The sequence below is a fragment of the Halorubrum ruber genome (assembly GCF_018228765.1).
Taxonomy (GTDB): domain Archaea; phylum Halobacteriota; class Halobacteria; order Halobacteriales; family Haloferacaceae; genus Halorubrum; species Halorubrum ruber.
In genome coordinates, this window is sequence record NZ_CP073695.1 from 1292113 (window position 1) to 1306705 (window position 14593).

The 14593-nt window shown below is 70.7% G+C and carries 16 protein-coding genes and 1 tRNA gene; 10 read left to right on the top strand and 7 right to left on the bottom strand.

Features of this window, described 5'->3' with window-relative positions; translation table 11 throughout:
* Positions 1 to 40: 40 nt before the first annotated feature.
* The 3 genes from J7656_RS06425 to trmY form a co-directional block, all read right to left on the bottom strand.
* A tRNA-Pro gene (locus J7656_RS06425) sits at positions 41 to 113 on the bottom strand.
* 591 nt (positions 114 to 704) lie between these two features.
* Complete coding sequence (locus J7656_RS06430) at positions 705 to 1109, bottom strand: CHY zinc finger protein (RefSeq protein WP_211554419.1); 405 nt, start codon at positions 1107 to 1109, stop codon at positions 705 to 707.
* 11 nt (positions 1110 to 1120) lie between these two features.
* On the bottom strand, positions 1121 to 1735 hold the full coding sequence (gene trmY / locus J7656_RS06435; RefSeq protein WP_211554420.1) for a tRNA (pseudouridine(54)-N(1))-methyltransferase TrmY: 615 nt from the start codon (positions 1733 to 1735) through the stop codon (positions 1121 to 1123).
* A gap of 50 nt (positions 1736 to 1785) precedes the next feature.
* Here trmY and J7656_RS06440 point away from each other — a divergent pair, with 50 nt between their 5' ends.
* Positions 1786 to 1926 (top strand): hypothetical protein, encoded by a 141-nt coding sequence (locus J7656_RS06440; protein ID WP_211554421.1) that lies wholly within the window; start codon positions 1786 to 1788, stop codon positions 1924 to 1926.
* Between the two features lie 53 nt (positions 1927 to 1979).
* Here J7656_RS06440 and pyrF read toward each other — a convergent pair whose 3' ends face one another.
* Complete coding sequence (pyrF, locus tag J7656_RS06445; RefSeq protein ID WP_017344471.1) at positions 1980 to 2810, bottom strand: orotidine-5'-phosphate decarboxylase; 831 nt, start codon at positions 2808 to 2810, stop codon at positions 1980 to 1982.
* Positions 2811 to 2989: 179 nt separating this feature from the next.
* Between pyrF and J7656_RS06450 the strand changes: the two genes are divergently transcribed.
* A complete protein-coding gene (locus J7656_RS06450) occupies positions 2990 to 4252 on the top strand; it encodes an MFS transporter (RefSeq protein WP_211554422.1) in 1263 nt (420 codons plus the stop codon).
* A 27-nt stretch (positions 4253 to 4279) separates the two neighbouring features.
* Here the strand turns inward: J7656_RS06450 and J7656_RS06455 are convergent, their stop codons facing one another.
* Complete coding sequence (locus J7656_RS06455; protein ID WP_211554424.1) at positions 4280 to 5584, bottom strand: carboxylate--amine ligase; 1305 nt, start codon at positions 5582 to 5584, stop codon at positions 4280 to 4282.
* Between the two features lie 156 nt (positions 5585 to 5740).
* Here J7656_RS06455 and J7656_RS06460 point away from each other — a divergent pair, with 156 nt between their 5' ends.
* Both J7656_RS06460 and J7656_RS06465 read left to right on the top strand, forming a co-directional pair.
* The gene (locus J7656_RS06460; protein WP_017344474.1) at positions 5741 to 6262 is read left to right on the top strand and encodes a DUF5813 family protein; all 522 of its coding nucleotides are present in this window, start codon (positions 5741 to 5743) and stop codon (positions 6260 to 6262) included.
* Between the two features lie 100 nt (positions 6263 to 6362).
* Positions 6363 to 6686, top strand: a complete 324-nt coding sequence (locus J7656_RS06465; RefSeq protein WP_017344475.1) for a DUF7991 family protein — start codon at positions 6363 to 6365, stop codon at positions 6684 to 6686.
* A 40-nt stretch (positions 6687 to 6726) separates the two neighbouring features.
* On the opposite strand, the gene tmk is transcribed toward J7656_RS06465, so the two are convergent.
* Positions 6727 to 7320 carry a dTMP kinase gene (gene tmk / locus J7656_RS06470; RefSeq protein WP_211554426.1) on the bottom strand — a complete coding sequence of 198 codons (594 nt, stop codon included), beginning with the start codon at positions 7318 to 7320 and terminating at the stop codon, positions 6727 to 6729.
* A gap of 168 nt (positions 7321 to 7488) precedes the next feature.
* On the opposite strand from tmk, the gene J7656_RS06475 reads away from it, so the two are divergent.
* The 5 genes from J7656_RS06475 (at position 7489) to cofC (ending at position 12755) form a co-directional block, all read left to right on the top strand.
* A complete protein-coding gene (locus tag J7656_RS06475) occupies positions 7489 to 8877 on the top strand; it encodes a hemolysin family protein (RefSeq protein WP_017344477.1) in 1389 nt (462 codons plus the stop codon).
* A 47-nt stretch (positions 8878 to 8924) separates the two neighbouring features.
* The gene (locus tag J7656_RS06480) at positions 8925 to 9794 is read left to right on the top strand and encodes a universal stress protein (RefSeq protein WP_017344478.1); all 870 of its coding nucleotides are present in this window, start codon (positions 8925 to 8927) and stop codon (positions 9792 to 9794) included.
* Positions 9795 to 9892: 98 nt separating this feature from the next.
* The gene (locus tag J7656_RS06485; protein WP_017344479.1) at positions 9893 to 10789 is read left to right on the top strand and encodes a complex I NDUFA9 subunit family protein; all 897 of its coding nucleotides are present in this window, start codon (positions 9893 to 9895) and stop codon (positions 10787 to 10789) included.
* A 124-nt stretch (positions 10790 to 10913) separates the two neighbouring features.
* Entirely contained in the window at positions 10914 to 12092 is a 1179-nt protein-coding gene (locus J7656_RS06490) for a tubulin/FtsZ family protein (RefSeq protein WP_026046309.1), read from the top strand.
* Between the two features lie 18 nt (positions 12093 to 12110).
* Positions 12111 to 12755: a 2-phospho-L-lactate guanylyltransferase gene (gene cofC / locus J7656_RS06495; RefSeq protein WP_017344481.1), complete on the top strand. Its 645-nt coding sequence runs from the start codon at positions 12111 to 12113 to the stop codon at positions 12753 to 12755.
* Positions 12756 to 12819: 64 nt separating this feature from the next.
* Here the strand turns inward: cofC and J7656_RS06500 are convergent, their stop codons facing one another.
* Complete coding sequence (locus J7656_RS06500; protein ID WP_237738340.1) at positions 12820 to 13116, bottom strand: hypothetical protein; 297 nt, start codon at positions 13114 to 13116, stop codon at positions 12820 to 12822.
* 291 nt (positions 13117 to 13407) lie between these two features.
* Here J7656_RS06500 and cofG point away from each other — a divergent pair, with 291 nt between their 5' ends.
* Positions 13408 to 14571 carry a 7,8-didemethyl-8-hydroxy-5-deazariboflavin synthase subunit CofG gene (gene cofG / locus J7656_RS06505; RefSeq protein WP_017344483.1) on the top strand — a complete coding sequence of 388 codons (1164 nt, stop codon included), beginning with the start codon at positions 13408 to 13410 and terminating at the stop codon, positions 14569 to 14571.
* The last annotated feature ends 22 nt before the right edge of the window (positions 14572 to 14593 follow it).

Below are 14593 nucleotides of genomic sequence, written 5' to 3' on the forward strand. Positions count from 1 at the left end.
GACAGCCGTCGCTCGTCGAGTGAAACGGATGCGGGAGAAGTGGGCCGGCACGAATTTGAATCGTGGTTACGGCCACCCGAAGGCCGAAGGATACCAAGCTACCCCACCGGCCCGCACTCGATTGAAGGCCGCTCGTTCTTTTAATCCTTCCGAAAGGGGGGCGATCAGAGAAGATCAGATAGAATGAGAATCGGTGAGGACCAGGCAAATTGATGGCAGCCACGGCCACCGCCAAAGGTCAGGCTGTTCGCTTATAAATAATTAAAAGCAGACCGGCAGTTGACACCGCTAACTTCCTAGCCGCTCGCTTATAAATGACTGATACCGGATCGATGGTGAATACCGCCAAAGCCCCAGCCGCTCGGTTATAAATAACAGACAATAGATCCACGGCGACCACCGCCAAAGCCCCGGTCGCGAGGGCGGCGCACGCTCGCTGTGCTCCTCGTCGCTCGTTTCACTCGCTCCTGCGGTGTCGCCGGCGGCTTTGCCGCCGGCTTTCCGTGGCGCGTAGCGCCACGCTACTTACGTCGCCTGCGCCGCCCTCGCAACTGCCCCTTTGAGTCCCACCCCGCACAGCCCCGCAGCCTCACGCCTCCCCAGCCTCGTCGGTGGTCCTCCGCTTCGCTCCGGACCACCGACTCCCTCGCGCGTGCGACTCACGCCCTTCGGGCGTTCGTCGGCACGCGCCACCGCAGCTTCACTTATAAATCGACGGCGCCGTCCCCGTCGGTCTCGAAGTACCGATCGCGGTGTTTCCGGCAGCCGGGGTTGAACGCGGCGCCGCACGCGGGGCAGACGTCGTCGTCGGCCGCGAGGTATTCGCGGGCCGTGAGCGTCGTGCGGCAGGCACCGCACAGGACTGCCGGCTCGTCGAAGCGGTCGCGGGGCCACGGGACCGCCTCGTGGTCGGCGGCCGCGTCGTGACAGGCGTCGCAGGGGTAGTACGCCTCACAGCAGCCGAACCGGAGCGCGACCACGTCGACCGGATCGTCCCAGTGCGCGCAGCGCGTCTCGGGGTCGACGTCGATTCCTCGCAGGGGGATTTCGAATCGGGGGTCCGTGTCGGGTGCGGTCGTCGTTTCGCGGTTTTGGGGTTGCGTCGGCATCGGTCTCGCGGTCAGTATTCGGCGTACCCGTCCGTGTCGAGCCAGTTGTGGACCACGGTGACGGTGTGGTCCGCGTGGAGCAGTTCGGGGCCGACGCGGAGTCGCCGCTCGGTGCGCTCGGCCACGGCCTCCGCCTCTGCGGGCGCGAAGTCGTGGTGGTCAGAGAGCACGAACACGGGGTCCTCGGGGGGCTCCGCGTCGGCGAGCGGGTCGCCCTCCTCGTGGAGCTGGACGAGCGTCCCGTCCGGGCCGCGGCCGTCTTCGCCGACGAGTCGGTCAAGCGTCGCGTCGAGATCCATCCGGCGGAGTTCGACGCCCGGAGAGACGTCCGCGGGCATGTGGCCGATGGCGTCGTCCTTCGCGTCGACCGCGTCGCGGACCCGCGCGGCGACGTTGCGCTCGTCGGGGTGGAGGTGGCGGAGCGTGTCCGAATCGAAGGTGACGGTGAACTCGTCCGCGACGACGAGGTGGACCCGGACGGACTCGCGGATGCCGTGCGAGAGGAAGACGCCGGCGCTCACGCACCGGCAGAGCAGATCGAGCCGCCCGGCCCCGGGGATGTCCGACAGCGAGATCGCGTCGGGGTCGGTGGGCACGTCGCGGCCGATGACGACGAACTGGCGCATATCCGGGGCTCGCCCCCGATCCTCATAAGGCGTGCGACCCAACCGCTGCCGTGAGCCTCACCGGACTCTGCCAGGTCTGCGAGGCGGCCACGGCGAGCCACGCCTGCGACCGCTGCGGGCGCGCCGTCTGCGACGACCACTGGGACGAGCGGGCCCGCGCCTGTTCCGGGTGCGCCGCCGGGCGCGGGTAGCGCGGTTCGCTCGACGAGCCCGCCGGAACGCCTCTGCCGGCGCACTCCCGGCGCTATCGGTGCCGGTTCAGCCGCTTTGTGAGCCGCTTCGCCGCGTCGCCCGCGGCGCCGAAGTAGGTCGCCTCGTCGCCGGGCCGGCTCGACTCCTCGCCGGCGAAGATGATCCCGCGCGAGGAGTTCACGAGGCCGACGTCGACCGGGAGGTCGGGGCGCTCCGCGAGCCCGTGTTCGACCGCGGCCTCGGCGTCGCCGCCCTGCGCGCCGACGCCGGGGACGAGGAACGGGATCTCGGGGACGATCTCGCGGACCGTCTCGAGTTCCTCGGGCGCTGTCGCCCCGACGACGAGCCCGACGTTGTCGTTCGCGTTCCACACGTCGGCGAGCGCGGCGACGCGCTCGTAGAGGGGCTCGCCGGAGGCGAGTTCGAGGTCCTGAAGGTCGGCGCCGCCCGGGTTCGACGTGCGACAGAGCGCGAACACGCCCTTGTCCGCGCGGTCGAGGAACGGCTGGAGCGAGTCGCGTCCGAGGTACGGGTTCACCGTGATCGCGTCGACGTGGTCGAGGACCTCGGCGTACCGCCGCGCCGTGTTGCCGATGTCGCCGCGCTTCGCGTCGAGCAGGACGGGGACGCCCTTGCCCTCCGCGTACGCCGCGGTCTCGCGCAGCGCGCGCCAGCCGTCCGGGTCCTCGTAGAAGGCCGCGTTCGGCTTGTAGCAGGCGGCGTGCTCGTGGGTCGCGTCGATGATCCGGCGGTTGAACGCCCACCGCGGGAGGTCGGCGTCGGTCACGGTCTCGGGGAGCCGGCTCGGGTCGGGGTCGAGCCCGACCGAGACGACGCTGTCGACTGCCTCGATTCGGGCCGCGAGCGTCTCGAAGAAGCCCATGGGCGCCCTGTGTCGGCGGGCGCACTAACCGTTGCGCTCCGCGACCGCGCTCCCGGATCGCGACGGTCGTGCGGGCGGGCGACGCGGGCGTACCGGCAACATGATCCGGCGTATGTGCCGACCCCGGGGTCGCGTAATAACAGCTTACACCAACCGGCCTCCCGTTCGGTACCACACGCATGGCAGCCAGCACCGGCGACGGTCTCGGAGCGGGTCTCTCCGGGAACATCCTGAAATACTACGTCTACAAGGCGACGAAATCGGTCGAGTTCTATCGGCCGATCATGTACCTCTTCTTTCTGGCGCAGGGGCTCTCGTTCACGCAGATCGCCGTTCTGGAGGCAGTGTATAACCTGACCACGGTGTTTGGTGAGATCCCGACCGGCTACGTCGGCGACCGCGTCGGGCGGCGCAACAGCCTCCTCATCGGGACCGCGCTCATCTCCGTGACGCTCCTCGGTATCGGGCTGTCGGGCTCGTTCCTCCCGCTGGCCGGCCTCTACGTCTGCTGGTCGCTGGGGTACAACTTCCGCTCCGGAAGCGAGGACGCGTGGCTCTACGACACGCTCACCGACGACCTCTCCGAGGACGAGTTCGCCCGCGTTCGGGGGCGCGGGGAGTCAGCGGCGCTGGCCGTCGGCGCCGTCGCGGCGGTCCTCGGCGGGTACCTCGGCAGCGTCGACCTCTCGTATCCGTGGTTCGTCGCGGCGGGCGTGACGAGTCTCGGGGTCCCGGTGCTGCTCACGCTCGACGAGTCCGAGACGTACAAGGAGACCGACACGGAGGACCTGACCCTCCGCCGAACCGCCGGTATCGTGAAAGCGGTCATCTCGCGCCGTCGGATGCGCTCGTTCCTGTTGTACTACTACGTCCTCTACGCCGCCGTCACCTACCTCGTGTTCGTCTTCCTCCAGCCGATATTCGAGACCGTCGTTCTCGACCTCGGGATCTCGCAATCGCAGGTCGAACCCCTCCTCGGGTGGTTCTACGCGGCGTACAGCCTCGTCGGTGCGGTCCTCTCCTACTACACGGGAGCGATACGGGAGCGGATCGGGCTGCGGACGTGGTTCCTCGTCCTCCCGTTCGCCGTCGGCGGCGCGCTGATCGCGATGTACTTCGTCCCGGTGCTCGCGCTCCCGACGTTCCTCCTGATCCGGGGGGTGTCGGACGTCACGCGGTCGTTCGCCGGCCAGTACGTCAACGACCGCGTGGAGACGCTCGGTCGCGCCACCGTCCTGAGCGCGATGGCGATGGTGAGCGGGCTCGCCGTCGTCCCGTTCCAACTCGGGAGCGGCGTCGTGTCCGACGCCGTCTCCCCGCTGTTCGCGCTCGGCGTCGGCGGCGTCGTCCTCGTCGTCGGGGCGACGGTCATCCTCCTCTGGCGGGTTCCGATCGGCGACGAAGCGACCGAAGACTCCCGTGACGAACGGCCGGATGGCTGAAACGCCCCTGCGGAGCGCCCGAGCTCGCTAACAGGAGCAGTAGTACTCGCGGTCGACGAACTCCGTCTCGAACAGTTTCGCGGCCGGTCCCGGGTCGGAAGGGCGGTACACGCCGGTCGTCAGGTCGCCCTCGCGCTCGAAGGCGCCGGAAACGAGGCGCCGCCAGTCGGCGGCCGACAGCTGGTCCCAGAACGCGTCGTCGCCGGCGAGCAGCGAGAGGTAGTCGCGGAGGTACACCCACCGCGTCGGCTCGACGCCGTCGGACTCGTAGGTCGCGTCGGTGACCGCGGCGTACGCCGCCATCGGGAGGTTCGCGCCCGCCGCGACGGGCATCCCGATCCACTTCCACGGCCGGGTGTTGACGTCGAGCAGGAGGAACTCCTCGCGGTCGGCGTCGTAGACGAACTCCGACTCGCTGATCCCGTGGTAGCCGGCGTCGTCGAGGACGGCGAGCGCGCGCTCCTCGATGGCCGGCTCGTCCGCGGTCTCGACGAGACAGGAGGTGCCGAAGTTGCGGGGGTAGCGCACCGCCGCGTTGCCCACGACCGCGAGCGCGTCGTCGGTGCCCGACGGGGGGACGTAGGAGGCCAGCGAGTGGTCTTTCCCGGTCGCGATGTCGACGCGCTTCTGGGCCATCACCGCGATCCCCTCCTCGCTCGCGGCCGCGACGACGTCCGCGAGCTCCTCGCGGTCCGCGACCTCGATCACGTTGGTGCCGAACGCCTCCTCGAAGTCGCGCTTGAGCTCGGGTTTCACCACAAGCGGGAAGCCGAGCGCGTCCGCGGCCTCCTCGACCGTGGCGTCCGCGTCGCGGGTCCCGGCCGCCGCGGTCTCCGCTAACCGGTACGTCTCCGGGTAGGGGACGCCGAGCCGCTCGCAGGTCGCGTACAGCTCCGACTTGTTCAACACGTCGTCGAGCGTGTCGCTGCCGGCGAACGGGAGCCGGACGCCGTCGGGGTCGGCCTCGGCGTACGACAGCGCCCACTCGTCCATACAGCCGAACGCGACCGCCTCGGTGCCCGCGGCGTCGACGATCGCCTCCACGTCCTCGCGGAACCCGTCGAGGTCGTCGAGCGGGTACGTCACCGCCCCGGCGAAGTCGACCGCGTCCGAGGGCGGGGCGACCCCGTCGTGGGTGACCGTCTCGGCGGCCGTTCCCGCGTCGCTGCCGGCCCGGTCGAGCGCGATCACGGGCACGCCGTGGGCGTCGAGCGCGCGGGCGACGCCGAGCCCGGTGATGTGGGCGTTGCTGACGAGCGCCGGCGGCCGGTCGAACTCGGCGTCCGCGAGCGCGTCGATCAGTCCCTCCGTGGACCGAAACGTGTCTGCCATACCCCGCCTCGGCGGTCGACGCACAAAAGGGACCGACGTACCGGCTCGCTGTGCCCGTATCGGTGACGGGGGCGACGGGGTCCGCCACGACGCCGAGGGCGGGACTCGCGCGGGCGACGCGAGCGGCTTTTCAGGGCGCGTCGCCTCCGATCGGGTATGACAGGAACCGACGACGCGGACGCGACCGGGGAGCTACCGGACCGAGTCCGCCGCGCGTTCGCGGACCACGGCTCGTTCGAGCGCGACGGCGACGCCTGGATATCGACGACGACCGCGTTCGACGGGCGCGTTCGCGCCGAGTCGGCCGAGGAGGGGCGGATCGGGTTCGCGGTCGTCGTCCGCGTGCCCACGCTCTCGGCGGTCACCGCCGACGAGGTCGCCGACGTGGTCGAGGACGGGTGGGCCGACACGTTCGAGCGCCGCGCGGTCGACGTCGGCGGCGTCACGCGGAAGGACAGGGAGTTCGACCCCGCCGTCGAGCGCGCGGGCGACGAGATCGCGGTGACCTACGAGTTCGCGGACATCAACGAGCGTCGCGGCGTCGACGACGCGGGCGCGCTGATCGATTTTGTCGAGGGAACGTACGTTCAGGGCGTCATCCCCGGCTACGAGTACACGGCACCCGTCTCGGACCTGCTCTCGGCCGCGCGCCAGCAGGGCGGCGGCGGGCCGGTCTGAGGGACGGCCGGGCCGGTCAGCGGGAGGGTCGGCCGGGCCGAGGGGCGGCGGTCCGGGCTGCGGCCGATAGGGGGAAGTGTCGGCGGTCCGTACGGCGACCATGCTCGCGCTGTTCGGGTTCGGCAGCCTCCTCGCTCTGGTGGCGTTCCACACGTTCCTCGCCGGGGTCGCGACCCGGTTCTTCCGGATTCAGCTCTCGACGTCGTGGGGGTCGGTCGTGTACACCCTCGTGTTGACTCCCCTGCTGTTGCTCGTCTCGACGCTCGTGTTCACGGGGGCGCTCGGCGTCGGGACCGGGATCGACGTCGGGAGCTCGACCATCCTGCTGGCGCTGCTCGTCGCGCTCCCGCTGGTGCTCGGCGTCGCGATCGACTACCTCTACGTCCCGTCGCCCGACGAGTACGAGCTGCCGGACACGCGCTGAGAACTCCGGATACCCGCTGAAACCCTCGAACGAGACGCCGTTAGCGGTCGACCAAGTTGGCGACTATCTCCTCGACCCGCGCCACCACGTCCTCCGGCGCGCGCGTGGCGTCGACGCGGTGGAATCGGCCCGGGTCGGCGCCGATCAGGCGCTCGTAGTTGTCGCGCACGGCGGCGAGGTAGCCGTCGCGCTCGAACTTGTCCGTCCGGCCGGCGCGCTCGGCCGCGGTCTTCGGGTCTAAATCGAGATAGATCGTCGCGTCCGGCGGGCGGGAGAACGCGGCGTGGATCCCGCGGACGTACTCCACCGGGCGCTCGATCCCGGCGTCGGCGCGCGCGAGCGTCGCCCCCTGATAGGCGAACCGCGAGTCCGAGTAGCGGTCGGAGATAACCAAGTCGCCGTTCGCGAGGGCCGGCCGCACCGTCTCCGAGAGGTGGTTCGCGTGGTCAGCGGTGTATAAGAACAGCTCCGCGAGCGGGTCGGCGTCCGGGTCGCCCATCGAGCGCCCCACCGCCTCCCCGTACCAGCTGTCGGTGGGTTCGCGGGTGAACGTCGCGTCGGGGTACACGTCCTGGAGCGCCTCCCAGACCGTCGTCTTGCCGCTGCCGTCGAGCCCCTCCAGCGTGATCAGCATGGTCGCGTTCCGCCGCGGCGAGGAATAAACGGCCCGGGTCCGGTCCGGGCGTTCGGGCCTCCCTCGGTCCGAGCGCGGGCCCGCCCGACGGCCCTTTTTAGTAACCCCTCCCCGAACGGGGGTCATGGCCGATAATCCGCCAGCCGCTCGCGGGCCCGGAGGGAACGGATGGTAGCGGTCGCCGTCTCGCTCTCGCGGGTGGCGGCCGCCCTGGTGTTGGTCGCCCTGAACGGCTTCTTCGTCGCCTCGGAGTTCGCGTTCGTCAGGATCCGAGCCACCTCGGTCGATCAGCTGGTCGAGGAGGGGAAGGCGGGCGCGGAGACGCTCCAAGAGGTGATGACCAACCTCGATGACTACCTCGCGGCGACGCAGCTCGGGATCACGCTCGCGTCGCTCGGACTGGGGTGGATCGGCGAGCCCGCCGTCGCGGCGCTCATCGAGCCCGTCCTCGGCCCGCTCCTGCCGGACGGGCTGGTCCACCTCGTCGCGTTCGCGATCGGGTTCTCCTTCATCACCTTCCTCCACGTCGTCTTCGGCGAGCTCGCGCCGAAGACCATCGCCATCGCGCAGGCCGAGCGGATCTCGCTTTTGCTCGCGCCGCCGATGAAGCTCTCGTACCTGATCTTCTCGCCCGGCATCGCGGTGTTCAACGGCACCGCGAACGCGTTCACGAGCCTGATCGGCGTGCCGCCCGCCTCGGAGAGCGACGAGACGCTCGAAGAGCGGGAGATCCGTCGCGTGCTGGCCCGCGCGGGCGAGGCCGGCCACGTCGACGAGTCCGAGGTCGCGATGATCGAGGGCGTCTTCGAGCTCGACGACACTGCGGCCCGCGAGCTGATGGTCCCCCGCCCGGACGTCGTCTCGCTGCCCGCGGACGCGTCGCTCTCGGCGATCCGCGAGACGGTCCTCGACGCGGGCCACACCCGGTACCCGGTCGTCGAGAGCGACGACGCCGACCGCGTCGTCGGCTTCGTCGACGTGAAGGACGTGCTGCGCGCGACCGAGGCGGCCGACGGCGACGCCGGCGACGCAGACGGCCCGACCGCGGCGGACCTCTCCCGGGAGATCCTCGTTGTCCCGGAGACGACGAGCGCGAGCGACCTCCTCGTCCAGTTCCGCGACGAGCGCCGGCAGATGGCGGCGGTGATCGACGAGTGGGGCGCCTTCGAGGGGATCGCCACGGTCGAGGACGTCGCGGAGGCGCTCGTCGGCGACCTCCGCGACGAGTTCGACGTGGCCGACGGCCGGCACACGATCCGGCGGACCGGCGACCGGACGCACGAGGCCGACGGCTCGGTCGCGCTCGTCGACGTCAACGACGCGCTCGGCACCGACCTCAGCGGCGACGGCTACGAGACGCTCGGCGGGTTCGTCCTCGACCGCATCGGGCGCTCGCCCGAGGTCGGCGACGTCGCGGAGACCGAGGCGTACGCCTTCGAGGTCACCGCGGTCGACGGCGCGCGCATCTCGACGGTGCGCGTCACGCGGCGCGACGGCCCGGACGAGTCGGGCGACGCCGGCGGCGGCGATGGGTCGTCAGCCGGCGACGCTGCGTGACGGCCACCACACGAGCGTTTTTCACCCCTGCGCGAGACCAGTCGCGTATGTTCGACCGGATCTGCGTTCCCACCGACGGCAGCGACGCGGCCGCGGCGGCCTTCGAGCACACCTTAGCGATCGCCGCCGACCACGGCGCGACGGTCCACCTCCTCCACGTCGCGGACACGACCCGCGACAGCGTGACCCGGATCGGCGGCGACGTGGTCGACGTGCTGGAACAGGAGGGCGAGTCGATCGTCGAGGAGGCGGCGGCCCGTGCCGTCGACCGCGGCGTCGACGCGGAGACGGCAGTCCGACAGGGCGGCGTCCCCGAGACGGTCGCCGCGTACGCCGAGGAGGTCGACGCCGACCTCGTCGCGATGTCGACGCGCGGGCGGCAGGGGGTCGAACACCTCGTCGGCAGCACGACCGAGCGCGTCGTCCGGCAGTCGCCGGTGCCGGTGCTGGCGCTCCGTCCGGGCGACGAGGCCGTCCCGTACCCGTACGAGGACGTCCTGGTGCCGACCGACGGGAGCCCGGCCGCGACCGCCGCGCTCGACCGCGCGATCCCGATCGCGGAGCGGGCGGGCGCGACGGTCCACGTCCTCTCGGTCGTCGACACCGGCGGGATCGGTATCGCCGATCACGTCGAGGTGGACGCCCTCTCCGAGTACGCCGACGACGCGGTCGCCGAGGGCGTCGAGCGCGTCGAGGCCGCCGGGTTAGAGGCGGTCGGCGCCGTCGAGGTCGCCTCCTCGGCCGCGCGCGGGATCCGAGCGTACGTCGACGACCCCGGCGTCGACCTCGTCGCGATGGGGACCCACGGCCGGACCGGCGTGGGGCGGTACCTGCTGGGGAGCGTCGCCGAGCGAACCCTGCGGAGCGCGCCCGTGCCGGTGCTGACGGTCCCGGTTCCCGAGGAGCAGGAGGAGTAGTCCGGCCGTTCCCGTCAACGCCGGCCGCCGATACGTCGAATTTCCAGAGCGTCTGACGCCGCGGTAGGTTTACGGGGCTTCCACGCGATATGACTCGCATGAAAGTGTTGGTAGCCGGGGGGACCGGGTTCATCGGGTCGTACCTCTGTCGCGCGCTCGCCGACGATGGGCACGCGGTGACCGCGCTCTCCCGCTCGCCCGAGGAGACGCCGGACGGCGTGACGGGCGTCACCGGCGACGTGACCGACTACGACTCCATCGCGTCGGCCGTCGACGGCCACGACGCGGTCGTGAATCTGGTCGCGCTCTCGCCGCTGTTCGAACCGGACGGCGGTAACCGGATGCACGACCGGATCCACCGCGGCGGGACCGAGAACCTCGTCCGCGCGGCAGAGGACGGCGGGGTCGACGGCTTCGTCCAGCTGAGCGCGCTCGGCGCGGACCCGAAGGGCGACACCGCCTACATCCGCGCGAAGGGCGAGGCCGAGGAGATCGTCCGCGAGAGCGGCCTCGACTGGACGATCTTCCGCCCGTCGGTCGTCTTCGGCGAGGGCGGCGAGTTCGTCTCGTTCACCAAGCGGCTGAAGGGGATGTTCGCGCCGGGCGTGCCGCTGTACCCGCTTCCCGGCGGCGGGAAGACGCGGTTCCAACCGATCCACGTCGAGGACCTCGTGCCGATGATCGCCGCCGCGGTGACCGACGACGAGCACGTCGGCGAGACCTACGAGGTCGGCGGCCCGGAGGTGCTCACGCTCCGGCAGGTAACGGACCTCGTCTACGAGGCGGAAAAGAAGGGCGTCACCATCGTCCCGCTGCCGATGCCGCTCGCGAAGATCGGCCTCTCGGTCCTCGGCGCGGTGCCCGGGTTCCCGATGGGCGCGGACCAGTACCGCTCGCTGAAGTTCGACAACACGACCGCCGACAACGACGTCGGCGCGTTTGGCGTCGACCCGGCCGAACTGACGACGCTCGGCGAGCACCTCGGGATCCGATGACTGAGACACCGATCACCGGCGACTCGAACGTGTCAGCTGTCCTAATCTCAACGCTGGTAACCGCAACCGAAGGCTTATATACGAGATCACGTTCTGTTCAGTTCAAACGCGGAGGGAGCACACGATGAAACTCGCAATGATCGGATTCGGACAGGCGGGGGGTAAAGTCGTCGACAAGTTCTTGGAGTACGATAAGCGGACGGGCTCCGAGATCGTTCGGGCCGCAGCGGCCGTCAACACGGCGAAGGCGGACCTGATGGGGCTCGAACACATCTCCGAGGACCAGCGCGTCCTCATCGGCCAGTCGCGCGTGAAGGGCCACGGCGTCGGCGCGGACAACGAGCTGGGCGCGGAGATCGCCGAGGAGGACATCGACGAGGTTCAGGGGGCGATCGACTCGATCCCGGTCCACGAGGTCGACGCCTTCCTCGTCGTCGCCGGGCTCGGCGGCGGGACGGGCTCCGGCGGCGCGCCGGTGCTCGCGAAACACCTCAAGCGGATCTACACCGAGCCCGTCTACGGGCTCGGGATCCTGCCGGGCAGCGACGAGGGGGGTATCTACACCCTCAACGCGGCCCGCTCGTTCCAGACGTTCGTCCGCGAGGTGGACAACCTGATGGTGTTCGACAACGACGCCTGGCGGAAGACGGGCGAGTCCGTTCAGGGCGGCTACGAGGAGATCAACGAGGAGATCGTCCGGCGGTTCGGCATCCTCTTCGGCGCCGGCGAGATCCAGCAGGGCCAGGAGGTCGCCGAGAGCGTCGTCGACTCCTCGGAGATCATCAACACGCTCTCCGGCGGCGGCGTCTCCACGGTCGGCTACGCGGAGGAGGAGGTCGAGGAGCGCTCCTCGGGCGGCCTGCTCTCGCGGCTGCGCGACGACGGCGACGACGAGGAGCTCGACAGCGCCCACACGACGAACCGGATCACCAGCCTCGTGCGCAAGGCGGCGCTCGGCCGCCTCACGCTCCCCTGCGAGATCGAGGGCGCGGAGCGCGCCCTCCTCGTGCTCGCCGGCCCGCCGGAGTACCTCAACCGGAAAGGTATCGAGCGCGGGCGGAAGTGGCTCGAAGAGCAGACCGGCTCGATGGAGGTCCGCGGCGGGGACTACCCGTACCGCGGCGCCGGCTTCGTCGCGACCGTCATCCTGCTCGCGGGCGTCACGAACGTCCCGCGGATCAAGGAGCTCCAGCAGGTCGCCATCGAGGCGCAGGACAACCTCGACGAGATCCGCGAGGAGAGCGATGAGAACTTAGACGAGCTCGTCAGCGACGACAGCGACGAGCTGGAATCCCTGTTCTAGGGCCCGCCGTCTGCCGCGATGGAGGTCATCGTCCCCTTTTCGACCGACCGCCCGAAGTCTCGACTCTCGGACGTCCTCTCGCCAGACGAGCGGGCGGCGTTCGCGCGGGCGATGCTCGACGACGTACTCGACGCGGTCAAGGGGGCCGGCGGCGAGCCGCGCGTCCTCGCCACCGACACGGTCGACGTCGACGCGCCCGTCACCGTCGACGACCGGCCGCTGACGGACGCGGTGAACGCGGCGCTGGACGCGCGGCTGGGAACGGAAGAACGCGATAGATCGCCCGAGTCGGTCGCCGTCGTGATGGCGGACCTCGCGCTCGCGACCCCGGCCGCGCTCGACCGACTCTTCGCGGCCGGACACGACGCTGACGTCGCGATGGCCCCCGGGCGCGGCGGCGGCACGAACGCGTTCGTCGCCTCGCACCCCGAGTTCCGGGTGGACTACCACGGCGCGTCGTACCTCGATCACCGCGGGATCGCGGCCGAGGTCGGCGCGGACTTCGTCGCGGTCGACTCCCACCGACTCGGCACCGACGTCGACGAGCCGGCGGATCTCGCGGAGGTGCTGATCCACGGCGAAGGGAGGGCGGGGACGTGGCTCCGCGAGGCCGGCTTCGCGCTCGACGCGTCCGGGGGTCGCGTGGCGGCGGTTCGAGACTGAGCCGCCGTCGAACCGTGCCGGGAACGCGTCCGTCCCGTCCGCGGTCAGTGACGCGACAGTGAGGTCACCGCTGAGTTAGCTCGCCCGTTTCTTGGATGTCGAAGGCGAGGTTCTCCGTCTCGTCCCCCGACGGGATGAAGTGAACGTGGTCCTCGTCGGTCAGTTTCGAGTTCCCCTCGTACGCGTAATAGCGGACAAGATACCGTCCCGCGTCGACGACTCCCTCGGCCGTCGCCTCCCCGTCGGGTTCGACGTCGAACGACGAACTGAACGCTCTCGCCGCCGCCTCCGTCGCGCCGTCGTCGCGATAGAACTCCACCTCGACGGTGTAGGGAGCGTCCGTCTGGTTAAACAGGGTCACGTCGACTCGAGCGCCGCGGGATCGGAGCCGCGAACAGCCGGCGAGGGCGCCGGCCGCGGCGACACTGGCCGCCCGGAGCGCGGATCGTCGGGAGGGCATGGCTTCATCGTCGAGACGCGCGGGGCATCGGCTTTTCGGCTCGCTTCCGAACCGAACCGCACGCGTCCCGTCTCGCGCGGCGTCCGGCCCGGCCGCCCGACCGTGCCGGCCGGCCGCGACGTAACCGGATCCGGTGTCGACGAGGGATCCGCAACCGCGATTCTTTTTAAACGCCGACCGCGAGTGACGGCCGTGTTCGCCGGGGCCGACGAGTACGATATCGACGTCGCGGTCGACGAGCGGGCGGTCGAGCGACTGCTCTCGGTCCGCCCGGCCGACGTCGACGCCGCCGACCGGCTCACCTTCGCGCGCAACGTCTTCATCCCGCTGACGACCGCGTGCCGGTACACCTGTACGTACTGCACCTACTACGACGTCCCCGGCGAGGCGTCGCTGCTCTCGCCCGAGGAGGTGCGCGAGCAGTGCCGCGTCGGCGCCGACGCGGGCTGTACGGAGGCGCTGTTCACCTTCGGCGACGAGCCCGACGACCGGTACACCGAGGTCCACGAGACGCTCGCCGAGTGGGGGTTCGACTCGATCCACGAGTACCTCTACCGGGCCTGCGAGATCGCCTTAGAGGAGGGGTTACTCCCGCACTCGAATCCCGGTGACCTGACCGAGGCGCAGTTCGCCGACCTCCGCGAGGTGAACGCGTCGATGGGCGTCATGCTGGAGACGACCGCCGACGTCGACGCGCACTCCGGCGGGCGGCGGAAGACGCCCGGCCAGCGGCTCAACACGATCCGCGCTGCGGGTCGACAGGGCGTCCCGTTCACGACCGGAATTCTGGTCGGGATCGGCGAGGACTGGCGGGACCGGGCCGAGAGCCTGCTCGCGATCCGGGCGCTCCACGAGCGCCACGGCCACGTTCAGGAGGTGATCGTCCAGAACGTCGTCCCCAACGAGCGCTCCGACTTCCCGAAGCCGGACCTCGCGACGATGCGCCGGGCCGTCTCGATGGCCCGCGCGGCGCTCCCACCCGAGGTGTCGGTCCAGGTCCCGCCGAACCTCTCGCCGGCGGCGGATCTCGTCGACTGCGGGATCGACGACCTCGGGGGCGTCTCGCCGGTGACGGACGACTACATCAACCCCGCCTACGAGTGGCCGGACCTCCGCGAACTCGAGGCGGTGGCGGACGCGGGGGGCGTCCCGCTGCGCGAACGCCTCCCGACGTACGCGCGGTTCCTCTCGGACGAGATCCGGCCCGCGGGCGTCGAGCCCGCCCCCGAACCCGACGGTCGCGAGGCGTGGATCCCCCCGGCAGTCCGGGAACGGATCGCAGCGGACGACGTCCACGGCCGGCGGCTGCGCGCGGTCGCGCGCGGCGACGGGCCGCTCGCGGTTCGGAGCGACTGAGGCCTCGCGGTCCATCGCGTCG